This is a genomic window from Altericroceibacterium xinjiangense (assembly GCF_003958635.1).
Taxonomy (GTDB): Bacteria; Pseudomonadota; Alphaproteobacteria; order Sphingomonadales; family Sphingomonadaceae; genus Altericroceibacterium_A; species Altericroceibacterium_A xinjiangense.
Genome location: NZ_RSEK01000006.1, coordinates 77,117 through 101,154 on the forward strand (window position 1 = coordinate 77,117; position 24,038 = coordinate 101,154).

The window sequence follows — 24,038 nt, forward strand, 5'->3', positions numbered from 1 at the left end:
GGCAACGGGGAAGCGCTTCAGCGCATCAGGTAAAGAAGTTCTGGCCCCCTGCCCTCGTGCACCGTACAACCGTTCACTATGGAACAGCTTCGCGCCGCCCAGGACAGCAGCTGGAGTTCGACCGGGCTTTCCCGGGGCGATGCCATTGCCCAGTGGCAGAGCTGGGCGGCCAGCACGATCGCGCCGATCGATGTCTGCGTGTTCGATGCGGACAGCTTCGCCGCGCGCTGGAGCAGCCACGGCATCGGGCAGCTGCGCCTGCTGCGGCTGAATGCTCCGGCGCAGCGCGTGGTTCACTGCGGCAGCGGATCGGGCAAGGCGGCGCCTTCGATCCAGCTCGTCTATGCCCGGCGCGGGTCGCTGAAGACCCGGGTGGCGGGCAAGCGCTTCACCGTGAACCCGGGCGAGTTCGTGCTGCTGGACAACACGCGCTTCTACCAGATGGAAATGGACACCGCTCATGAGGCGGTGGACCTGATGATGCCGCTTGGATGGCTTGACCGCTACCTGCCCGATCCCGGCGCCCTGCTTGGCCGCGCTGTCACCGCGCGGGAAGGTTGGGGGGCGCCGCTCGGCAGCTTGCTGGAAACCATCGTGGAGGGGATCGAGGACACTCCCCTGCCCCGTCCGATGATCGCGGAGCAAGTCGGCACCTTGCTGACGCTGGCGACCGGCTTCCACGAAGCGGCAGACGAATGCCGGCTCGCCAACCGGCACAGGGGCCAACTGGCCCGGCAGATACTGCGCCGGATTGAGAGCGACTTTGCCGATACCACGCTGACGCCGGAAGCGGTTGCAGCCGATCTGGGATTGTCGAAGCGCTACCTGCAGACCCTGCTGGCGGGCAGCGGAACCAGCTTCGTGCAGGAACTGAATACCACGCGGCTCGATCGCGCAAGCGACACGCTGACCGATCCGCGTGCGAGCGGGCTGTCCGTGAGCGAGATCGCCTATCGTTGCGGCTTTCTGGATCCCGGATACTTCACGCGCCTGTTCCGCAAGCGTTTCGGGGTGAGCCCAAGCCAGTGGCGGGCCGGCCAGGTACGATGAGGGCCTGCGGTTAGAGAAACCCGAGCAGGGCCAGCAGGATAAAGGTGCCGATTGCCGTGACGAGCAAGGAGCCGAGGCAACCGAAGCGATTGGAAAAGAAAAAGAACATTCGTCCGCCTTGTACTGGCCTTACGCGGTTGCGCGACAGGCGCGTGAGGGGTTCCGGAAGTGAACGGCGGTCCCCCGCGCCTGTTCCGCAGCCCGGGATTGTGGCGGCTGCGTGCTGGCGGACCAATCCTTCGGGCTAGCGTATTCCCATCCGGTTCTTGGAACGAAAACGCCGCGCCAGCCTTGCTTTGCCAGAACATCAAATGGAGAAAAGCATGACTATTTCGGCCTTGTTCGATACTCAGGAAGAAGCCCGCCGCGCCGTGGAAGAACTGCGGGCAGCCGGGGTTCCCGACCGCGACCTCTCCGTTATCGCTCGCGATCCGAGCTGGCGGGAAGACACCCAGGTTACCGACGACGATCATACGAACCTGCTCCGGGGCATCCTCGGCGGGGGCGCGCTCGGCGCGGGACTGGGCGTCGCGGCGCTTGCAATTCCCGGCGTTGGTCCGTTCATTGCGGCTGGCACGATCGCTGCGACAGCCACTCCTGCCGCGATGGCTGTTGGCGGAGCCGTCGGCGCCGCAGCGGGAACCATGAACGAAGCGCTGAAGGATCACGGCGTCAGCGATGCGGACGCGGACTACTATAGCGATCGGATCCGCAACGGCGGCGTGTTCGTGTCGGTGGATGCCAACGGCGCGCAGGATCGCCAGCTGGTGGAGGAAATCTTTTACCGGAACGGCGGCCACAACTCGACGCGCGCCAGCACGATCTAAACCTCTAAAAAATGTAGACCTTAAAAGGGGAGCCCGCCTGTCGGCGCGGCTCCCCTTTCGCTGTCGCGCCTCCTGCCGGTGCATTGCGCGTTTGTCCCAACCGCCGTGCGCGGAAATCCTTCGCTGTCGCTGATTGCCGCGCTAGAACACCTTCAACGAAATTCCGTCGACAGACGCCATCAACTGGCGCGCGCGGGACTTCATGGAGAGATGCGATGGCCGATACGAAAAGTTTTCCACTGCCGAGTTCCGTCAAGGTAATTCCGGGTACCGAGGCTGCGCAGGCGGCGTTTCCCTATTATGTCCAGTTCACGCCCGAGGATGATGAGCGGTTCTGGTTCTATAACTCGATGCATTTTCCCGAGCCGATGCATCACTTCGACATGATTACGGCGGAAGCGGCCTATGCCGCGCTTGGATCGTTCAACACCCGCGTGCACGTGCTGCCGACCACCAAGGGCATCGATCACCGGATCATCAACGGCCGCGTATTCATCGGCGGCGTCCCGGTAACCGACCCCGCTGAAATCGCGGAACGGCAGGAGCTCTTTCAGGAACGCGCCTTCTACTATTACCAAAACTGGGAACGGCTTTACGACCAGTGGAAGGAGAAGATGAAGGCGCTGATCGCGGAAGCGCAGACGCTGCCGAAGCCTGAGCTGCCCGAATGGGAGCCGATCGAGACGACCCACACCGGCAAGGGCGTCGCATCCAACCACGCGCTGCTCGACACGTACCGCAAGCAGCTCGAAGGCTACTACCGGATGTGGCACCACCACTTCGAGTTTCTGCTGCTCGGCTACGGCGCGTACATGACGTTCTTCGACTTCTGCAAGCGCGCCTTCCCCGAGATTTCCGACCAGGCGATCAGCCGGATGGTCGCGGGGATGGAAGCGGAAATCTTCCGTCCGGACGAAGAAGTGAAGCGTCTTGCCCGCCGCGCGGTGGAGCTGGGCGTGGACGGCCAGTTCCATGACGACATGGACATCGAAACCGTACTCGGCGCGCTGGACCAGCTGGGCGAGAACGGCCGGGAATGGCTGAAGGACCTGGAAAGCTCTCGCAACCCCTGGTTCAACGTCAACGTGGGGGACGGGTTCTACCACTATCACCGGTCCTGGAACGATGACTTGTCGATGCCGTTCGCCGCGCTGCCCGGCTATATCGACAAGATCAAGGCGGGCGAGAACATCGAGCGTCCCATGGCGCGCCTGATCGAGGAGCGGGACCAGCTCGTTTCCGATTACCGCGAACTGCTCGACACCGAAGAGGACAAGGCGACTTACGACCAGCTGATCGAGCTGGCCCACCGCGTGTTCCCTTACGTCGAAGGGCACAAGTTCTACTGCGAGCACTGGTACACCAACCTGTTCTTCAACAAGATCCGCGAATTTGGCGCACTGCTGGCGGAAAACGGGTTCTTCGCGAAGGAAGAAGACGTGTTCCACCTGACCCACTACGAGGTGGAAAGCGCGATCATCGACCTGATGCTGTCGTGGTCCAGCGGGTCACCTCCCCAAGGTCCGAAGCACTGGCCCGCGATCGTGAAGCAGCGGCAAGCCGCGATTGAGGAATGGAGCAAGCACAGCGTCTCGCCCGCGCTGGGAGTCGTGCCGGACGTGATCGACGATCCCGCAATCGTCATGCTGTGGGGCATTACGCGGGACAACCTGGACGCGTGGCTTTCGGATGGCGAGGCGGACGAGAACGAGCTGAAGGGCTTTGCCGCCTGTTCCGGGGTGGTCGAAGGGACGGCGCGGGTGATCAAGTCCGTGAAGGAAATCGGACGGCTGGAACAAGGCGACATTCTGGTGTGCCAGGTGACCAACCCCACCTGGGCCCCGATCTTCCAGAAGATCAGCGCCGCTGTGTCCGACATCGGTGGATCGATGAGCCACATGGCCATTGTCGCCCGTGAGTACGGGCTGCCTGCGGTGGTCGGCACCGGCTCCGCCACCCAGAGGATCAAGGATGGCCAGCGCATCCGCGTGGATGGCGGGCGTGGCACCGTGACCATCCTCCACGAAGAACGCGCACTGGAGGATGCCTGAGCAATGGTGAACCGCAACACGCTGATCGCCTGGTTCCGTGAAGTGGGGATCGATGACCGCCCGACGGTGGGCGGCAAAGGCGGCAGCCTAGGCGAACTGATCAAGGCGGGCATCCCGGTGCCGCCGGGATGCGTGGTGACCACCCGTGCGTTCGAGTTGTTCCTCGACACGCTGGAAGCCCGCGCCCCTGTGCGGGCGCGCGTTATGGAAGTGGATGCCGGCGATCTTGGCGCCGTGACGGAGCTTTCGGAAGAACTGCGCCGCCGGGTGGTGGAGGAGCCCCTGCCCGCGTCGGTGGACGAAGCGATCCTCAGGGCCCACGCGGAATTGTGCGGCGGCGGGCAGGTGCCGGTGGCCATCCGCTCCTCCGCCACGACGGAAGACGCCGAGGACGCCAGCTTCGCGGGCCTGCAGGACACGTTCCTCTGGGTCCTGACGCCCGAAGAGACGGTAACCCGGGTGCGCGAGTGCTGGGGCAGCCTCTATTCGACCGAAAGCATCACCTACCGCCGCAAGCACGGCCTGCCGGAAGACGGCGTGGCGATGGCGGTCGTGATCCAGCAAATGGTCGATGCCCGCTGCGCCGGGGTCATGTTCACCCGCAGCCCCCTGACAGGGGACAAGTCGGTCATCACCATCGAGGGCGCGCCCGGATTGGGTTCAGCGGTAGTTTCGGGCGAGGTCACGCCGGATCGGTGGGTGGTCGGCAAGATCACTGGAGAGATTTCCGCCCGCGACATCTCCGACAAGCACGCCAAGCAGGTGCCGGCCGAACAAGGCGGTATCCAGGAGGTGGAACTGCAGGGAGAGGAGCGCACCGCCCCCTGCCTCACCGACGATGAACTGATGCGCCTGCGCGAAATCGGCCGCAAAGTTGAGCGGCACTATGGACGCCCACAGGACATCGAGTGGGCTGTGGATAAGTCGGGGGATATCCTGTTGCTTCAGAGCCGTCCGGAAACGGTCTGGTCGGCGAAGGACAAGGTCGCCCCGGTCAAGCCGCCGGAAGAAAACCCGCTGCGCCACGTGATGACGATCTTCGGGGGAAAGAAGTGAGCCTGACCCACAAGGACATCGAGGAAGTCATGGCCCTGCTCGAAGCCTCGCGCTTCGACCGGCTGAGCCTTGAGATGGACGGCCTGAAGCTGGAACTGTCCCGTGGGGCCGCGGCCGCCCGGCAAACCGGCACGCCCACAGCGGCGCCGGCATCAGCACCAGCGGCCAGCCCTGCTCCCGCGTCTTCTCCCGCACCCGCTCCCGCCCCAGCGGCCAGTCAATCGCGCGAGGAAGGGCTGATCGAGGTCAAGTCCCCCTTGCTGGGCGTGTTCTATCGCGCGCCCAAGCCGGGGGAGCCGCCGTTCGTGGAAGTCGGCAGCAGGGTGGAGGAAGACAGTGTCATCGGGATCATCGAGGTGATGAAGCTGATGAACTCCGCCCGGTCCGGCGTGCGCGGCGAAGTGGTGGAAATTCTGGGGCAGAACGGCGAACTGGTCGAACATGGCGAGGCGCTGATCCTCGTGCGGCCGGACTGATCGTGCCGGTTCGCCGTGTCCTGATCGCCAACCGGGGCGAGATCGCGGTGCGGATCATCCGCACGTGCCAAAAGCTTGGTATCGAGACGGTGCTCGGGGTTTCCGAAGCGGACCGGGCAACGCTCGGCGCGCGGATGGCGGACCGGGCCGTGTGCCTTGGCCCTGCCCAACCGGGGGCGAGTTACCTCAAGATCGAGACGGTCGTGCAGGCTGCGCTTGGCACCCGGTGCGACGCGATCCATCCTGGGTATGGCTTCCTGTCCGAACGGGCCGAACTGGCCCGGCTGTGCGAGCAGGAAGGCATCACCTTCGTCGGCCCGACCGCCACGCAGATCGATGCCGTGGGCGACAAGCTGCGGGCCCGATCCGAAGCAATCGCCGCGGACGTGCCGGTCGTGCCGGGCGGACCCGTGAACAGCCCAGAGGAAGCGCGCGCGTTGGCCAAGAAGATCGGCGCGCCCTTGCTGATCAAGGCGGTCGGCGGCGGCGGCGGGAGGGGCATGAAGCTGGTCGAGCGGCTGGAGGACCTTATCCCGACGATGGACATGGCCAGTGCGGAAGCCGGGGCCGCGTTCGGCGATGCGCGGGTCTATCTGGAACGCTACGTTGCGCAGGGGCGCCACATCGAAGTGCAGGTGCTGGGCGATGGCACAGGCCGCGTGATCCACTGCGGGGAACGCGATTGCTCCGTCCAGCGCCGCTACCAGAAGCTGGTGGAGGAAACGCCGGCTCCGCACTTGCCGGCCGCCACGCGTGAGAAGCTGCTCGGGGCAGCGGTCCGCTTTGCGGAGCGGCTGGACTATCGCGGCGCGGGAACGGTGGAGTTCCTGTACGACGTGGCGCGGGACGAATTCTACTTCCTGGAAATGAACGCCCGCATTCAGGTGGAGCATCCCGTCACGGAAGAAGTGACCGGGATCGACCTCATAGCCCAACAGATCGCCATCGCGAACGGTGATTTCCGCCTGACGCAGGAGGAGATCGCGCTGAACGGCGCGGCGATCGAATGCCGGATCAACGCGGAAGATCCGGAGAACGGGTTCATGCCCTCGCCCGGCACCGTCGCGCATGTCCAGTGGCCCGCCGGGGACGGCGTCCGGGTGGACAGCCATATCGTCGACGGCGCGAAGATACCGCCGTTCTACGATTCGATGATCGCGAAGGTGATCGCCCACGGGCCGGACCGGGCCACGGCGCTTGCCCGCTTGCGGCAGGCTCTGGCGGATACCCGGATCGAAGGCGTGGCGACCAACCTCGCCTTCCAGCAGCGCATCCTGGCCGACCCCGCCTTCGCGGAAGGCGGGATCGATACCGGATTCCTCGCACGAATGATGGAAAGGGAACCCGCCTGATGGCGAACGTCCAGCTTGTCGAAACCTCCCTGCGTGATGGCAATCAGTGCCTGTGGGGGGCGCTGGGGATCGACACCGCAAAGACGCTGACCATTGCGCCGGTGATGGAGCGCTGCGGGTTCAAGGCGATCGATTTCACCACGTCCACTCACATGGGTGTGGCGGTCCGCTACAAGCAGGAAAACCCGTGGGAGCGGATCCGCGCGATGGCGGAGATCTGCCGTGACACGCCGCTTCAGTTCCTGTCCACGGGCTTTCGCTTCATTGCCTGGGAAACCGCCTCTCCCGAATTCATGGAGCTGGCGTTCCGTACGCTGGCGAACAACGGAATCCGCCGCTTCGCGCTTGCCGATCCGATGAACGACGCCGCTGCCAACGTGGAAGTGGCCAAGATGGTCAAGCGCGCAGGCGGAGAGCAGGTGATCGGCGCCCTCGTCTACACGATCAGCCCAATCCACGACGATGCCCACTATGCGCAAGCCGCGCGGGTCATGGCAGAAAGCCCGGACATCGACGCGTTCTACATCAAGGATCCGGGCGGTCTGCTGACCAGCCAGCGCGCCCGCACGCTGATCCCCGCAATCCTGGCGGAAATCGGGGACAAGCCGCTGGAACTGCATGCCCACTGCACCATCGGCCTCGCCGAACGAGCCTATCTCGACGGAGCGGACCTTGGCATTTCCGCCCTTCAGTGCGCCAGCGGCGGGGCTGCCGACGGGACCAGCAACCCGCCGATTCAGCGGACGATCAAGAACTTGCGCGAAATGGGCCACACGGTCGAAATCGATGACGATGCCGTGGCCGAAGTCGCGCGCTACTTCACCGCGCTGGCCGAAGCGGAAGGAATGCCCACGGGCGCCCCGATGCCGTTCGACGCGGCCTATTTCCATCACCAGCTGCCTGGCGGAATGGTCGGCACGATGCGGCGGCACTTGTCCGATCACCGCGTGCCGCACCTGGAAGGCGCGGTGATAGAAGAACTTGGCCGCGTGCGCGAGGAGCTCGGCTGGCCGATCGTGATGACTCCGTTTGCCCAGATGCTGCAGACGCAGGCCGTGATGAACGTGACGGCGGAGGAACGCTATTCCGTGATCCCGGATGAGATCATCCGCTACGCGCTGGGCAAGTTCGGCCGCCCGAACGTGCCGATCGCGTCGAACGTGATGGACAAGATCATGGCCAACCCGCGCACGAAGGAACTCGATGCGGAAACGGGAATGGCTCCGCTGTCCGAACTGCGCAAGCGCATCGGGGCGAACCTTTCGGACGAGGAATTCCTGCTGCGGGCAACCATGCCGGCCAACCTGGTCGATGCGATGGCGCAAAAAGGCCCCGCCCCGCGCGAATACAACCCGAAAGCGCGTCCGGTCATCGAACTCCTGCGCCGCCTGCTTCAGCGGGAAGACCTGACGCACGTCACCGTTGAAAAAGCCGGGTTCCGGCTGCAACTGGAAGCCAAGGCATGACCGACCTGCGCCCGCCGAAAGGCTTCATGTTCGACCTGGACGGGACGCTCATCCTGTCGAACCGCGAGCTCGGGGAATACCAGGTTCTACCGGGCGCGGTGGACGTGCTGCAGACGCTGGAAGCGCGCGGGATTCCCTTCCTCGCCCTGACCAACGGCAGCGCCTATGCGGCCAGCGTCCAGGCACCCAAGCTGCGCAAGGTCGGCCTGCCGATCAGGGATGAGCGCTTGTTCACCCCGAACAGCGTCGCGGCCAAGGTGATCCGGGACCGGGGCTTTGCCAACGTGCTGGTGCTCGGCACCCAAGGCGTGGTCGACGCGCTGAAAGGCCACGGGATTGCCTGCTGCGTTGCGACCAACGAGAGCGCGGGTAGCGCGGACGCGGTCTATGTCGCGTGGCATCCGAACTGCACGATGGAGGATATCCACGCCGCATGCTCCCGCGTGATGGACGGCGCAGCGTTCCTCACGGCGTCCGATGTGCCGTTCTTCGCCACGCAGGCCGGTCCGGCGTTCGGGTATTCCTGCGCGATCTGCGGCGCAATTGCGCGGGTCACGGGAAAAGAGCCGGAAGTGACTGGCAAGCCCTCGATCCACGCGATGGACTTCGTCGCCGCGCAGCTTGGCCTCGCGGCAGAGGACGTGTGGGTGATCGGGGACGATCCCCGGGTTGAGACGGAAATGGCTCAAGCCGGCGGCGCCATTGGCATCGGCGTGACCAGCGGCACCACCAGCCGCGAAGAATGGGCCGCACAAGCGCCTGAACGCCGTCCGCACCTGGTGATTGAGACCGTGGGCGAGCTGCTGACGGGTGGCTACCTGCCGGACTGAGCGGCGCCCCTTTGTCCGGTTGCTTTCCAGCCCTCTTCCCCGCAATGATGACTGCGGTCTACGCGGGTTTCGGGCAATATCCTTGCAAACTGCTTTTGCTTCTTTGCGCGGCTGCGCCGACTGGCATATCGCTGGGGCGGGAAAGGATCGGACATGAAACTTGGCCGTCTCAATCACGTCGGAGTAGCCACGCCCGACCTCAGTGCCGCGATCGCTTTCCATCGGGACGTGCTAGGGGCAACCCGCATCAGTCAGCCGGTGGAGATGCCGGAGCAAGGCGTGCGGCTGTGCTTCGTCGACACCCCGAATGGCGGCACCCAGATCGAACTGATCGAGCCGCTGGGCGACAATTCCCCGATCCACGGCTTTCTGGCCAGGAACCCCGCAGGCGGGCAACACCATCTGTGTTATGAGGTACCGGACATCGGCGCGGCGCGTGAATGGTTCCAAGGTCAGGGCAAGCGCATCCTCGGCCCGACCCGCATCGGGGCGCACGGGACGCCGATTTTCTTCCTCCATCCACGGGATATGGGCGGCATCCTGACCGAGATCATGGAGAGCCCGGTTCATGCCTGATCGGAAGGACTGGGAAAACCAGGCCGCAAAGGAAGTGAAGGGCCGCGATCTCGCCTGGCATACGCCGGAAGGGTTCGCGATTTCCCCACTCTACACGGCGGACGATCTTCCGGCCCAAGGCCCCGGCCTACCCGGCTTCGCGCCGTTCACCCGGGGTCCGTATGCCAGCATGTATTCCGGCCGTCCGTGGACGATCCGCCAGTACGCCGGCTTTTCCACCGCCGAGGAATCGAACGCGTTCTACCGCCGCAACCTTGCGGCCGGGCAGAAGGGGCTTTCGGTCGCGTTCGACCTTGCCACCCATCGGGGTTACGATTCCGATCACCCGCGCGTGGTCGGCGATGTCGGCAAGGCGGGCGTGGCGATCGACACGGTCGAGGACATGAAGATCCTGTTCGACGCCATTCCGCTCGATCAGATGAGCGTGTCCATGACCATGAACGGCGCGGTGATCCCGGTAATGGCGTTCTACATCGTCGCGGGCGAAGAACAGGGCGTTTCGCAGGACAAGCTTTCCGGGACCATCCAGAACGACATCCTGAAGGAGTTCATGGTCCGCAATACCTACATCTATCCGCCTGCCCCCAGCATGCGGATCGTGTCGGACATCATCGCCTACACATCGGCCAACATGCCGAAGTTCAACTCCATCTCGATCTCCGGCTACCACATGCACGAAGCCGGGGCGACGGCAGTGCAGGAATTGGCCTTCACCATCGCCGACGGGAAGGAATACGTAAGCCAAGCGGTTGCCGCCGGGCTGGACATCGATGCCTTCGCCCCGCGCCTTTCGTTCTTCTTCGGCATCGGGATGAACTTCTTCATGGAAGTGGCCAAGCTGCGGGCGGCGCGCACGCTGTGGTACCGGGTGATGGACGATCTCGGCGCGAAGAGCGACCGGTCCAAGGTGCTGCGGACCCATTGCCAGACCAGCGGGGTCTCCCTGCAGGAACAGGATCCGTACAACAACGTGATCCGCACCACCGTCGAAGCCATGGCCGCCGTGCTGGGCGGCACGCAGTCGCTCCACACCAACGCGCTGGATGAAGCGATCGCGCTCCCGACGGACTTTTCCGCCCGCATCGCCCGCAACACGCAGCTGGTGCTGCAGGAAGAAACCGGAATCACCCATGTCGCCGATCCGCTGGGCGGCAGCTACTATGTCGAGGCGCTGACCGCAAAGCTGGTGGAAGACGCGGAAAAGCTGATTGACGAAGTCGATGCGCTGGGCGGCATGACCAAGGCCGTCGCCAGCGGAATGCCCAAGCGCCGGATCGAGGAAAGCGCGGCAGCCCGACAGGCGCGGGTCGACAAGGGCGAGGACGTAATCGTCGGGGTCAACAAGTACGTCCCGGCAGAGGTCGAGCGGATCGAAACGCTGGAGATCGATAACCACAAGGTTCGCGAAGGGCAGATCGCTCGGATCGGAAAAGTCCGGGCCCAGCGGGACGAGGCGAAGTGCCGCGCCGCCCTGGCTGCGTTGACGGAGGGCGCGAACGGAAGCGCGAACCTTCTCGCGTTAGCGGTCGAGGCCGCCCGCGCCCGGGCGACGCTGGGAGAAATCAGCGACGCCCTGGAGTCCACCTTCGGGCGGTACGACACCACCCCGGTGCCCGTGCGCGGGGTCTATGCCGCGTCCTTTGGCGAGGACGCCCGATATGCGCAGGTGATCGAAGGCGTGCAGGCCGTGGAGCGCCGGCTTGGCCGTTCACCGCGGATCATGGTCGCCAAGATGGGGCAGGACGGGCATGACCGAGGGGCGAACGTGATCGCGTCCGCCTTTGCCGACATGGGTTTTGCGGTGATTTCCGGCCCCTTGTTCCAGACACCGCGGGAAACCGTGAACATGGCACTGGAACATGACGTCGACGCCATCGGCGCGAGCTCGCTTGCCGCCGGGCACAAGACCCTGATCCCCGAGTTGATCCGCCTGCTGCGGGAAGCCGGGCGGGCGGACATCAAGGTCGTGGCAGGCGGCGTGATCCCGCCGCAGGATTACGAGTTCCTGCGGGAAGCGGGAGTGCAGGGAATTTATGGGCCCGGCTCCAACGTGGTCGAATGCGCCGCGGACGTGCTGCGCCTGCTCGGCCACAACATGCCACCTTTGGGTGAGACGAAGGAAGCAATGGAATGAATCAGTCACCGTCCGGTTTGCTGCGAGCATCGAACGCGAGCGGAAGCTCCGCGTCCGGACAAGCGAACCCCCGGCCCCACCTGAAAACAGGAGGGAAGATGCGCACCGACTGGACCCGCGCCGAAATCGCCGCGCTGTTCGATCTGCCGTTTACCGAACTCGTCTTCCGCGCCGCCGAAGTGCACCGCGCCCACCACGCACCGGACGAAGTGCAGCTGTGCACCCTGCTTTCGATCAAGACCGGCGGCTGCGCAGAGGACTGCGGCTACTGCTCCCAGTCGGTCCATGCCGACAGCGGCGTGAAGGCCACCAAGCTGATGGCGGTGCAGGAAGTTCTCCAGCGCGCGGCGCAGGCGAAGGATGCAGGCAGCCAGCGGTTCTGCATGGGCGCGGCCTGGCGCAATCCCAAGGACCGCGACATGCCGGCGATTGTCGAGATCGTGAAGGGCGTCCGGGCAATGGGGCTGGAAACCTGCATGACGCTGGGCATGCTGAAGCCCCATCAGGCGGAAATGCTCGCCGATGCGGGACTCGACTACTACAACCACAACATCGACAGCAGCCCCGAATATTATGAGCGGGCGATCTCCACGCGGACGATGGCCGATCGGCTGGACACCCTCGGGCATGTGCGGGCAGCGGGGATCAACGTGTGTTCCGGCGGGATCGTCGGCATGGGTGAAACGCGGGAGGACCGGGTCGGCTTCGTCCACACGCTCGCCACCTTGCCGCAGCATCCCGAAAGCGTGCCGATCAACGCGCTGGTGCCGGTAAAGGGCACGGTGCTGGGCGACATGCTGGCCGATACGCCGCTGGCGAAGATCGACGACATCGAATTCGTCCGCACCGTCGCCGTCGCCCGCATCACCATGCCGCTTTCGATGGTCCGCCTGTCGGCCGGGCGTGAAAGCATGAGCGAGGCGACGCAGGCGCTGTGCTTCCTTGCGGGCGCGAACTCGATCTTCACCGGGGACAAGCTGCTGACCGCCCCGAACGCAGGCGACGACAGCGACGGGGCGATGTTCGCCAAGCTGGGCCTGAAGGCCATGAGGGGGGAAGAACCGATGCGCGCGTGCGGGGCAGCCGAGGCGGCGGAATAGATGTTCTCCAAGATCCTGATCGCGAACCGGGGCGAAATCGCCTGCCGGATCATTCGCACCGCGCGCCGGATGGGGATTGCGACCGTCGCGGTTTATTCCGACGCGGACGCTCGCTCGCCGCACGTGAAGCTTGCAGACGAGGCAGTGTACATCGGCCCTGCCCCGGCTTCCGATAGTTACCTGCTCCCGGAAAAGATCATCGCGGCTTGCAAGGCGACCGGAGCCGAGGCCGTCCATCCGGGCTATGGCTTCCTGTCGGAGCGAGCGAGCTTCGTCGAGGCGCTGGAGGCTGAGGGCATCGCGTTCATCGGCCCCCCCGCTTCCGCAATCGCCGCGATGGGCGACAAGATCGAAAGCAAGAAGCTGGCGAAGGACGCGGGCGTCAACGTCGTGCCCGGGCACCTTGGGGAGATCGATGATACCGAGCACGCGGTGCGCATCGCGGGCGAGATCGGCTATCCCGTGATGATGAAGGCCAGCGCGGGCGGCGGCGGCAAGGGCATGCGGCTCGCGTGGTCGGAAAAAGACGTGCGCGAGGGATTCGAGGCGACGAAGCGCGAGGGACTGAGCAGCTTTGGCGATGACCGCGTGTTCATCGAGAAGTTCATCGAGGATCCCCGCCACATCGAGATCCAGGTGCTGGGCGACAGGCACGGGACCATTCTCTACCTTAACGAGCGAGAATGCTCGATCCAGCGGCGACACCAGAAAGTGGTGGAGGAAGCACCCTCCCCGTTCGTCACGCCGGAGATGCGCCGCAAGATGGGGGAACAGTGCGTCGCGCTGGCTCGCGCCGTCGGGTATCACAGCGCAGGAACCGTGGAACTGATCGTCAGCGGAGCCGATCCGAGCGGAGACAGCTTCTACTTTCTCGAGATGAACACGCGGCTGCAGGTGGAGCATCCGGTCACCGAGGCGATCACCGGCATCGACTTGGTCGAGCAGATGATCCGGGCCGCAGCGGGCGAGAAGCTGCCGTTTGCGCAAGAGGACATCGGGATCGACGGCTGGGCGATCGAAAGCCGCGTCTACGCGGAAGACCCCTATCGCGGGTTCCTGCCAAGCACCGGACGGCTGGTGCGCTATTCCCCCCCCGAAGCCGAATTGCACCAGCAGCCCGGCGAGACGGGCCATCAGGCTTATGTTCGCCTCGACGATGGAGTGGCCGAAGGGGGCGAGGTCTCGATCTTCTATGACCCGATGATCGCCAAGCTGGTGACATGGGCACCGACGCGGGACGAAGCGGCGGACTTGCAGGTGCAGGCGCTCGACGCATTCGAAATCACGGGACTGGGCCACAACGTCGATTTCCTGTCCGCGATCATGCAGAACCCGCGCTTCCGATCGGGCGATCTGACGACCGGGTTCATCGCCGAGGAGTGGCCGGAAGGCTTCCACGGCGCCCCGCCTTCGAACGAGCTGCAACGCCATCTCGCCGCTCTCGCCGGGCTGCTCGCCACGGCGCGGGCTGACAGGGCGCGGCAGGTTTCCGGTCAGCTGAACGGATCGCCCCCGCCGCCGTTCGCCTGGGAGGTGCGCCTTGCGGGTGAGGACCGGCAGGTGGAGATCACCGAGGACGAGATCCTGGTTGATGGCAAGCCGGTGAACCTCGCCTTCGAGTACACGCCCGGCGACCGGTTGATCGAGGCGGAAGCGGATGAGGAGCCGCTGACGGTGCGGATCGAGCCGACCCGGTTGGGCTTCCGGCTGACGACGCGTGGCGCGCGGCATGACGTGCGCGTGCTCCCTGCCCATGCCGCTCCGCTGGCGCGGCACATGATCGAGAAGGAACCGCCCGACCTCTCCCGCTTCCTGATCTGCCCGATGCCCGGCCTGCTGGTCGGCCTGCACGTGGCCGAAGGCGATCAGGTCGAGCCGGGGCAGCCGCTCGCCACGATCGAGGCGATGAAGATGGAGAACATTCTCCGGGCGGAAAAGAGCGGGGTCGTCACGGCTATCCGCGCGGCCCAGGGCGAAAGCGTGGCCGCCGACGCGGTTATTCTGGAACTGGAGTAATGTTTCCGGGGGAGTTTCGGGCAACAACCCGCGTTTCGTGTGTTAGTCAGGCGACAGGCAATAACCCGCGCCAAGGAGACCAGCATGAACAGCGACCTGGAAAAGCGTATCCGCGATCGCGCTTATGAGATCTGGGAGAACGAAGGCCGCCCCCAAGGCCGATCGGAAGACCATTGGGCGCAGGCCCGCGCAGAATTCAGCGATGCGCGCAGCGAAACGGGCATTGCCCCGCAGGAGCCTGCCGCCGCCCCGCCAGCGCCGAAGACCCGCAGCCGCAAGGCCGCCGAGTCCGAACCGCTGGCGATCGCCAAGGCTACCAAGGCGAGCAGGTCCCGCGCGGCCAAGCCCTCTCCGGCGGCAAGCGCCGATCCGGACTCGGTCGGCGAAGCGCTCCAGGCCAAGCAATTCTCCAATGCAGTCAGCAGCAACACCACGCCGGAGACGGTCAAGGCGACGGTGAAAAAAGGCGCTGCGGGCCGGGGCAAGCGATCGAAGTAGGTTCGGATTGAAAGCTTTCGGAACGATGGCGGGAAGCCATTGTTGGAAAGGTGAGTTGTCGCCCCGCACCATCCGGAGATCGCCTTGACTAATTCTGCCGTCCGCATCCTCTCTGCCCGCTTTTCGGGCTCAGACGATCCGCAGCTGAGTGACAAGGCCCTGCGCCAAGCCAGAGAGGCCGGGTTCGACGGCCTGCAGTGCCCCGTTCCTTCCTGGCTTTCGGAAGAGGAAGGGCGAGACCTTGCGGCTCTGGCCCAGCGATGTCGCGCGGCCGAACTGACGCTGATCGCCGAGGTCGACCTTACGCGGTTTCCGGTCGACCATCCGCTGGTGCAGTCTGATCCGGACGCATTCGCGATCCGCCGCTCCGCTCAAGGACCCGTGCCGATCGATCCGCGCAAGGACATGCCGGCAGCGGGCGAGGCGATCGCGCGGTTGCGCACCGACCGCCATGCCGACGTGCTTGCCGGCCCGCTTGGCGAACGGCTGCACGCGCTGGTGGGCCGCGGCGTGCGCGGGTTCCGCATCGTCGGCGCGGAACGAATCGCGCCCGAGCTGCTGAAGCCGCTGATCGCGCAAGCGCGCAGCCAGGAAGCGAACCTGCTGTTCATCGCCGGGCCGCTCGGCGAAGACCGCACGCTGGCGGGCGCGCTGACCGATGCAGGGGTGGATTTTCTCGTCTCCTCGTTCGCATGGTGGGACCTTCGTGCGCCCTGGTTCCTTGATGAACTGGACGACCTGCGCGGCTGCGGACCTGTGCTGGGCGAAATTCGCGGCGACCAGTCGTCGGGCGAAGGCGCTCGTACCCGGCTCGCGGCAGCCTCTGCCGTTTGTTCCGGCGTGATTGCCCCGATCGAGTTCCTGTCCAGCGACGCCATCAGGGACGATGCAGCGCGCGCGGCGTCCGGTGCTTCCGAAGCGCAGGACTACTCCGGCCCGCTGGTGCGCCTGTCCGCCAGTTCCGCGCCGGTCACCGTTCTGCTGCGTCCGAACGATGCCGATCTGCGCAGCGCCGAACATGCGCTGATCGTGATGATCAACCAGGGATCGCAGGCCCAGCCGGTTCCCGGCCCGTCCGATCTTTCATCCGCCGCGGGCGCATTCGGCGATCCGCAGCCGCTTACCCCAGCGCGCGATGCATCCGCGCCGCTTCAGCCCGGAGAAGTTCGCCTGCTCAAGGTCACCCGCAGCCAACCCGTCACGCACCGTCCCTTGTCGCACGGGTCCTTCCGCGATCTGCCCCGGCTGGTGATCGAGGATATTTCTCCCAGCGTCGAAGGCGGCGATTTTCCGATCAAGCGCGTGGTCGGCGAAACAGTTACGGTCGAGGCGACGGTGTTTGCCGACGGGCATGAACAGCTCGCGGCGGAACTGCGCTGGCGTCCGGTGAACGAGGACCAGTGGTCCTCCGCCCGAATGACCCAGCTGCCGAACGACCGCTGGCGCGCGGAATTTCCGGTGGAACGGATGGGCCGGCACGAATTCGTCGTCGAAGGCTGGCTCGACCGCTTCGGCGGCTTCCAGCGGGATTTCGCCAAGAAGTGGGACGCCAAGGTCGCGCAGGATGTAGACCATGCCGAAGGACGCGCGCTGGTGCAGGAAGCAGCTGGCCGGGCACAGGGGCAGCTGCGCGGCGCACTGGAAGACTACCTGAACCAGCTGACAAAAGCTGAGGGAGAGGACTGCGCCCGGCTGCTATTGGATGAGAGCCTCGCCAGATTGATGGCCGATGCGGACGACCGGCGGCATGCGCTCGTCTCTCCGCGTCAACTGGTGGATGCCGAGCGGGTCGAGGCGCGCTTCTCCAGCTGGTATGAGCTGTTCCCCCGCTCCATCACCGAAGACAAGGCGCGCCACGGCACCTTTGCCGATGTGATGGGCATCCTCCCGCACGTGCGGGATATGGGTTTCGACACGCTGTATTTTCCGCCGATCCATCCGATCGGCAAGATCAACCGCAAGGGGCCGAACAATACGCTGACCCCCGGCCCGGACGATCCCGGCAGCCCCTACGCCATCGGCAGCAAGGACGGGGGGCATGACGCGATCCACCCGGAACTGGGCACGTTCGAGGATTTCGGGCGGCTGGTGGAGGCCGCGGCCGAACACGGGCTGGAAATCGCGCTCGACTTCGCAATCCAGGCTGCGCCCGATCACCCATGGCTGAATGAGCATCCAGGCTGGTTCGCCTGGCGTCCGGACGGCAGCATGAAGTACGCCGAAAACCCGCCGAAGAAATATCAGGATATCGTCAACGTCGATTTCTACGGTCCCGACGCGGTGCCGGGACTGTGGGAAGCCTTGCGCGACGTGGTCCTGCTGTGGGTGGACCACGGGGTGAAGACGTTCCGGGTCGATAACCCGCACACGAAGCCGCTGCCGTTCTGGGAGTGGATGATCGCGGAAGTCCGTGCACGGCATCCGGAGGTCATCTTCCTGTCGGAAGCCTTCACCCGGCCCACGATGATGTATCGGCTGGCCAAGATCGGCTTTTCCCAAAGCTACACCTACTTCACCTGGCGCGACCGGAAGGATGAGCTGATGGAGTACATCACCGAGCTCACCACTACCGCGCCCAAGGAGTTCTATCGCCCGAACTTCTTCGTCAACACGCCGGACATCAACCCGCTCTATCTCCAGACCTCCGGCCGTCCGGGCTTTCGCATCCGCGCCGTGCTGGCCGCGACGCTTTCAGGCTTGTGGGGCGTCTATTCCGGCTTCGAGCTGTGCGAGTTCGAGCCGCTTGGCCCCGGCAAGGAAGAATACCTCGATTCCGAGAAGTTCGAGATCCGCCCCCGCCCGCTGCGCACGCCCGGCGACATCGTCGACGACGTGACCCTGCTCAACCGCCTGCGCCGCGCGCATCCTGCGCTGCAGACGCACCTCAACACCCGGTTCTACCCCGCTTATGACGACAATATCCTCTGGTACGGCAAGCCTTCTCCCGACGGGAAGGAAATGATCATGGTGATGGTCAACCTCGATCCGCACAACGCGCACGAATGCGATTTCGAGATCCCTCTGTGGGAATTCGGCGTCGAGGATAACGGGACCGTCGCGGTGGAAGACCTGGCGCATGGGCATCGCTTCGAATGGAGCGGCAAGGCCCAGCACATTCGCCTTGCCCCTGATGAGCCGTACCGCATCTGGCGCCTCAGCGTTCCGGGAGGTGCCGCATGAACGAGATGCCCCGCCCCAATTCCGCTTCCGCTACGATCAGCGATGCCGACGACCCGTTGTGGTACAAGGACGCCGTTATCTACCAGCTGCACGTGAAGTCGTTCTTCGATTCCAACAATGACGGGATCGGCGATTTCAAAGGCCTGATGCAGAAGCTGGACTACATCGCCGATCTGGGCGTGACTGCGCTGTGGCTGCTGCCGTTCTACCCCTCCCCGCGCCGGGATGACGGGTACGATATCGCCGAATACAGCGACATCAGCCCGGATTACGGTACGATGGAGGACGTGCGCGCGTTTATCGACGCAGCGCATGAACGCGGCCTCCGCGTGATTACCGAACTGGTGATCAACCACACTTCGGACGAGCACCCGTGGTTCCAGGCTGCCCGCAAGGCACCGCCGGGCAGCCCGGAGCGGGAGATGTATGTCTGGTCTGACAACGACAAGCTCTATTCCGGCACGCGGATCATCTTCTGCGACACGGAAAAGTCGAACTGGACCTGGGATGAGGAAGCCCAGGCCTATTTCTGGCACCGGTTCTATTCGCACCAGCCGGACCTGAACTTCGACAATCCGAAGGTCCTGGAAGAAGTGCTGTCGGTCATGCACTTCTGGCTGGACGCCGGGATCGACGGCCTGCGGCTGGACGCGATCCCCTATTTGATTGAGCGGGACGGCACGACCAACGAGAACCTGCCCGAGACGCACCAGGTCCTGAAGAAGATCCGCAGCGATCTCGACGCGCATTACCCGGGCCGGATGCTGCTTGCCGAAGCGAACATGTGGCCGGAGGAAACCCAGCAGTACTTCGGTGAGAAGGACGGGCGCACGGACGAATGCCAAATGGCGTTCCACTTCCCGCTGATGCCGCGGATGTACATGGCGGTGGCGCAGGAAGACCGCTTCCCGATCACCGACATCATGCGCCAGACTCCGGACATTCCGGAAGACGCCCAGTGGGCGATCTTCCTGCGCAACCATGACGAGCTGACGCTGGAAATGGTCACGGACTCGGAGCGCGACTACCTCTGGAACACCTATGCTGCCGACCGGCGCGCGCGGATCAATCTCGGTATTCGCCGCCGCCTCGCTCCGCTGATGGAGCGGGACCGCCGCCGGATCGAACTGATGAATGCCCTGCTGCTGTCGATGCCCGGCACTCCCGTGCTGTATTACGGCGACGAGCTGGGAATGGGGGACAACATCTTCCTGGGCGACCGGGACGGTGTGCGCACGCCGATGCAGTGGTCCCCGGATCGCAACGGCGGGTTTTCCCGGGCCGATCCGGCTTCCCTTACCCTGCCCCCGATCCAGGACCCGCTCTATGGCTATGAAGCGGTCAACGTCGAGGCACAGGAGCGGGACCGGCACTCACTGCTCAACTGGATCAAGCGGATGCTGGCCGTGCGCAAGGAGCATAACGCCTTCGGTCGTGGCACGCAGACGTTCCTGCGCCCGGCGAACCGCCGTATCCTGGCCTACTTGCGCCAGCACCGGGATGAAACGATCCTGTGCGTCGCCAACCTCAGCCGCACGGCGCAAGCTGTCGAGCTGGACCTGCACGAGTTCGAAGGCTGCACTCCGGTGGAGCTTTCCGGCGGCACGCCCTTCCCCTCGATCGGCCAGCTGCCTTACCTGCTGACTCTTCCCCCGTATGGCTTTCTGTGGTTCGAGCTGGGCGGCAGCGCCGAGGCACCCGAGTGGGCCACGGCCGCCCCCGGAGTGGAAGTTGAGCGGCATACTTTCGTGCTGCGCCCGAACTTGTCCGACGTGACCCGCCCGGGCAACCGGCACGCTCTCGAGCACGACATCCTTCCCGAATACCTTCCCTACCGCCGCTGGTTCGGCGCGAAGGATGAGAGGATCTCCAACGTGGAGCTGCTGCGGACCACCGCGATGCCCGCGACCGAGGACTTGCTCCTGTCCGAAATCGCGGTGACCACGAAAAGCGGCACCGCGACCTATGCCCTGCCGCTGGGCATCGCGTGGGAGGGTGCGGCCAACGGTCCTTTCGCATCCAATCTTGCCATCGCCCGTGTACGGCGGGACCGCTACGTCGGGTTGCTGACCGATGGGTTTGCGCTGGCTCCGTTTGCGCGCTCCGTCCTTACCGGGATGGAAGGCGGGCTGACGGTGCCGAGCGATGGCGGCGAACTGCGATTCGAAGCAACGGACGCTTTCGACCTTGCGCCCGATGCCGAGCCGGAATGGATCGCTGCCGAGCAATCGAACAGCACGATGATCCTCGGCCGCGCGGCCGTGCTCAAGCTGCTGCGCAAGCTGGCGCCCGGGATCCATCCCGACGCCGAGATGGTTCGCTATCTCGCCGCCAACGGTTTCGCCAACGTGCCGCCGATCCTCGGCACCGTAAAGCGGGTTGAGCGTGGGCAGGAGACCTTGCTGATCATCGCGCAGGCCTTCGTCTACAACCAGGGCGACGGCTGGCAATGGACACTCGGCGCGCTGGAACGGCTGGCCAGCGACACCGACTGGACCTTCTCCAATTACGAGAACTTTGCCGAAAACCTCGGACGGCGCCTGGCCGAGATGCACGAGGTGCTGGCCCGCCAGACGGACGATCCAGCATTCGCGCCGGAAACCATGGACCTTGGCGAAGCCGACAAGCTTGGCGGCCGAGTGAAGGGCGAAGTGGACAAGGCAATCGAACGGCTGCGGAGTGCCGACCTTGAAGGCGACGCGGGCGAGGAAGCGCGGTTCGTGATCGACAACCGCGACGCCCTGATCCAGCGCATCGGAGAAGCCGCGCGCCGGGCGGAAGGACGCAGCCGCACCCGGATCCACGGCGACCTGCACCTGGGCCAGGTGCTCGTCACCGGCAGCGACGTGATGATCATCGACTTCGAAGGCGAGCCCACCCGCCCCCTGGAGGAACGGCGCGCGAAAGACCTGGCGGCGCGCGATGTCGCCGGGATGGTCCGATCGTTCGACTACGCGGCCGGGATGGCGGAACGCGCTCGTCCCGCCGGGTCGGACACATGGGAAGCACAGGCGCACGAGCGGGCCTCCCTGTTCCGCAGCAGCGCGACCGACGCGTTCCTGCGCGGATATTGCCGAGAGGGCGCACCCGATCCGCTGCTCGACCTCTTCATCCTTGAGAAGGCTGCCTACGAAGTGTCCTATGAGGCCGCCAACCGGCCCGACTGGATCGGCGTGCCGGCGGCCGGACTGGCCCGCGCAGCCCGTAACCTGCTTGCCGGAGATACCGAATGACCGCACACGACAACGCGCTAGGGGCAGCAGCCTCAGCCATGCTGCAAGGCCGGCTGGACGATCCCTTCGCCTATCTCGGCCCGCATGGGGACGAGAGCGGCCGGATCGTCCGCTCTTTCCAGCCCGGCGCCGAAAGCGTCGAACTGGCTGCGCGGGACGGCGGGCAGTCGCTGGGGAAGATGGAGGAGATCGCTTCCGGGGTCTTCAGCGGTAAATTGAGCGAAGACCGCGCCTACCTGCTGCGGATCACCTGGCCCGGCGGCACGGTGCAGGAAACGGAGGATCCCTATTCCTTCGGGCTGGTCCTGTCCGATTTCGACCTGCACCTGTTTTCTCAGGGACGGCATTTCGAACTCGCCAATGTCTTCGGCGCGCAGCCCCGCACGATGGACGGAGTTTCGGGCGTCGCGTTTTCCGTCTGGGCCCCGAACGCCCGGCGCGTTTCGGTGGTGGGGGATTTCAACAACTGGGATGGGCGCCGCCACCCAATGCGGGTGCGCCACTCAGCGGGGATGTGGGAGTTATTCATTCCCCGGCTTGGCCCCGGAACGCGCTACAAGTTCGAAATTGCGGGCGCGGACGGGGGGATTGTCCAGAAGGCGGACCCGGTTGCGCGCCAGACGGAGCGCGCACCCGCGACCGCCTCGATCGTCGCGGCCCCGGCCGAGTACCGCTGGACCGACGATGACTGGATGGCCGAACGCGCCCAGCGCCACGCGCCGCAAGCGCCGATCAGCGTCTATGAAGTTCACGCCGGATCGTGGATGAAGCCCGAAGGCGGCGGCGACCAGACGCTCGATTGGCGGGGGTTGAGCGACAAGCTGATCCCCTATGCCGCCGACATGGGCTTTACCCATATCGAGCTGCTGCCGATCATGGAGCACCCGTTCGGCGGATCGTGGGGCTACCAGCCGCTCGGCCAGTTTGCGCCTTCGTCGCGGTTTGGGCGCCCGGAAGACTTCGCTGCGTTCGTCGATGCGTGCCACCGGGCCGGGATCGGCGTGATCCTGGACTGGGTTCCGGCTCACTTCCCGACCGACGCACACGGGCTGGCCCAGTTCGACGGCACTCCGCTCTACGAGCATGCCGACCCGCGCGAGGGGTTCCATCAGGACTGGAACACCCTGATCTACAACCTCGGACGCAACGAGGTATCCGGGTTCCTGCTGGCCTCGGCGATTTGGTGGCTGGAAACCTTCCACATCGACGGACTGCGCGTCGATGCGGTCGCCTCCATGCTCTACCGCGACTACAGCCGCAACGCAGGCGAATGGGTGCCTAACGTCCATGGCGGGCGGGAGAACCTCGAATCGGTTGCCTTCCTGAAGCACCTCAACTCGATCGTGCCGGAACGCTGCCCCGGGGCAATGACGATCGCAGAGGAATCGACGGCCTGGCCCGGAGTGACGGCACCGGTTTCCCAAGGGGGGCTTGGTTTCGACTACAAGTGGAACATGGGCTGGATGCACGACACGCTCCAGTACATCGAACGCGATCCGATGTACCGCAAGTGGCATCAGGGGGACCTGACCTTCCCGATGGTCTATGCCTATTCGGAAAAGTACTTCCTGCCGATCAGCCATGACGAGGTCGTTCATGGGAAGGGATCGATGTGGGCGAAGATGCCGGGGGACCGCTGGCAGAAATTCGCCAACTTGCGGGCTTACCTGGCGTTCATGTGGACTCATCCGGGCAAGAAGCTGCTGTTCATGGGTTGCGAACTCGGAATGAAAACCGAATGGAACCACGACGCGCCGATCCCGTGGGACTTGCTGGACGATCCGCAGCACGCTTCGGTTCAGGTGCTGCTGCGCGATCTCAACCGCCTCTACGCCTCGGAACCTGCGCTCCACGCGCTGGATACCGAACCCGGCGGCTTCCACTGGCTGGTGTCGGATGATGCCGAGAACAGCGTGTTTGCCTTCGCCCGTCATGGCGGCGACGGCCCGCCGATCGCGGTCGCGCTGAACATGACGCCGACGCCGCGGCACGGATACCGCGTCGGCCTGCCCAAGGGCGGCACGTGGCGGGAAGTGCTGAACAGCGACGCCGGGATCTACGGCGGATCGAACCTTGGAAACGGCGGCACGATCGACGCGAACGGGGTCGGCTGGAACGGCCAGCCTCATTCCGCCGAACTCACCCTTCCCCCGCTTGCCGCAGTGATCCTGCGCCATGAGAAAGATTGACGCG

At 65.0% G+C, this 24,038-nt stretch carries 16 protein-coding genes; all 16 read left to right on the forward strand.

All coding sequences use genetic code 11. The annotated features are described in order from the left end of the window. Positions 1 to 78 precede the first annotated feature (78 nt). The 16 genes from ELY13_RS08740 to glgB all read left to right on the forward strand — a co-directional run bounded on the left by ELY13_RS08740 (position 79) and on the right by glgB (position 24,034). A complete protein-coding gene (locus ELY13_RS08740) occupies positions 79 to 1,050 on the forward strand; it encodes a helix-turn-helix domain-containing protein (protein ID WP_126173525.1) in 972 nt (323 codons plus the stop codon). Positions 1,051 to 1,373: 323 nt separating this feature from the next. Beyond that, on the forward strand, positions 1,374 to 1,877 hold the full coding sequence (locus ELY13_RS08745; protein ID WP_126173526.1) for a general stress protein: 504 nt from the start codon (positions 1,374 to 1,376) through the stop codon (positions 1,875 to 1,877). 215 nt (positions 1,878 to 2,092) lie between these two features. After that, positions 2,093 to 3,928, forward strand: a complete 1,836-nt coding sequence (locus ELY13_RS08750; protein ID WP_126173527.1) for a PEP-utilizing enzyme — start codon at positions 2,093 to 2,095, stop codon at positions 3,926 to 3,928. 3 nt (positions 3,929 to 3,931) lie between these two features. After that, positions 3,932 to 4,984: a PEP/pyruvate-binding domain-containing protein gene (locus tag ELY13_RS08755; RefSeq protein ID WP_126173528.1), complete on the forward strand. Its 1,053-nt coding sequence runs from the start codon at positions 3,932 to 3,934 to the stop codon at positions 4,982 to 4,984. Beyond that, positions 4,981 to 5,460 carry an acetyl-CoA carboxylase biotin carboxyl carrier protein gene (gene accB / locus ELY13_RS08760; RefSeq protein ID WP_126173529.1) on the forward strand — a complete coding sequence of 160 codons (480 nt, stop codon included), beginning with the start codon at positions 4,981 to 4,983 and terminating at the stop codon, positions 5,458 to 5,460. The genes ELY13_RS08755 and accB overlap by 4 nt, the downstream gene beginning before the upstream one ends. Before the next feature lie 2 nt (positions 5,461 to 5,462). After that, positions 5,463 to 6,812, forward strand: coding sequence for an acetyl-CoA carboxylase biotin carboxylase subunit (locus ELY13_RS08765; protein ID WP_126173530.1), 1,350 nt, complete (start codon positions 5,463 to 5,465; stop codon positions 6,810 to 6,812). Then, positions 6,812 to 8,278 (forward strand): biotin carboxyl carrier protein, encoded by a 1,467-nt coding sequence (locus tag ELY13_RS08770; protein WP_126173531.1) that lies wholly within the window; start codon positions 6,812 to 6,814, stop codon positions 8,276 to 8,278. The genes ELY13_RS08765 and ELY13_RS08770 overlap by 1 nt, the downstream gene beginning before the upstream one ends. Next, positions 8,275 to 9,108, forward strand: a complete 834-nt coding sequence (locus ELY13_RS08775) for an HAD-IIA family hydrolase (protein WP_126173532.1) — start codon at positions 8,275 to 8,277, stop codon at positions 9,106 to 9,108. Before ELY13_RS08770 ends, ELY13_RS08775 begins: the two co-directional genes overlap by 4 nt. A gap of 153 nt (positions 9,109 to 9,261) precedes the next feature. Then, complete coding sequence (mce, locus tag ELY13_RS08780) at positions 9,262 to 9,684, forward strand: methylmalonyl-CoA epimerase (protein WP_126173533.1); 423 nt, start codon at positions 9,262 to 9,264, stop codon at positions 9,682 to 9,684. Continuing rightward, positions 9,677 to 11,818 carry a methylmalonyl-CoA mutase gene (scpA, locus tag ELY13_RS08785; RefSeq protein WP_126173534.1) on the forward strand — a complete coding sequence of 714 codons (2,142 nt, stop codon included), beginning with the start codon at positions 9,677 to 9,679 and terminating at the stop codon, positions 11,816 to 11,818. The genes mce and scpA overlap by 8 nt, the downstream gene beginning before the upstream one ends. A 98-nt stretch (positions 11,819 to 11,916) precedes the next feature. Beyond that, on the forward strand, positions 11,917 to 12,918 hold the full coding sequence (gene bioB / locus ELY13_RS08790; RefSeq protein WP_126173535.1) for a biotin synthase BioB: 1,002 nt from the start codon (positions 11,917 to 11,919) through the stop codon (positions 12,916 to 12,918). Next, positions 12,919 to 14,934 (forward strand): acetyl-CoA carboxylase biotin carboxylase subunit, encoded by a 2,016-nt coding sequence (locus ELY13_RS08795; RefSeq protein ID WP_126173536.1) that lies wholly within the window; start codon positions 12,919 to 12,921, stop codon positions 14,932 to 14,934. Between the two features lie 84 nt (positions 14,935 to 15,018). After that, the gene (locus ELY13_RS08800) at positions 15,019 to 15,432 is read left to right on the forward strand and encodes a DUF2934 domain-containing protein (RefSeq protein WP_126173537.1); all 414 of its coding nucleotides are present in this window, start codon (positions 15,019 to 15,021) and stop codon (positions 15,430 to 15,432) included. 84 nt (positions 15,433 to 15,516) lie between these two features. Then, on the forward strand, positions 15,517 to 18,612 hold the full coding sequence (locus ELY13_RS08805; protein ID WP_126173538.1) for an alpha-1,4-glucan--maltose-1-phosphate maltosyltransferase: 3,096 nt from the start codon (positions 15,517 to 15,519) through the stop codon (positions 18,610 to 18,612). Continuing rightward, entirely contained in the window at positions 18,609 to 21,845 is a 3,237-nt protein-coding gene (gene treS / locus ELY13_RS08810; protein WP_206436020.1) for a maltose alpha-D-glucosyltransferase, read from the forward strand. Before ELY13_RS08805 ends, treS begins: the two co-directional genes overlap by 4 nt. Further along, complete coding sequence (glgB, locus tag ELY13_RS08815) at positions 21,842 to 24,034, forward strand: 1,4-alpha-glucan branching protein GlgB (RefSeq protein WP_126173539.1); 2,193 nt, start codon at positions 21,842 to 21,844, stop codon at positions 24,032 to 24,034. Before treS ends, glgB begins: the two co-directional genes overlap by 4 nt. Positions 24,035 to 24,038 lie beyond the last annotated feature (4 nt).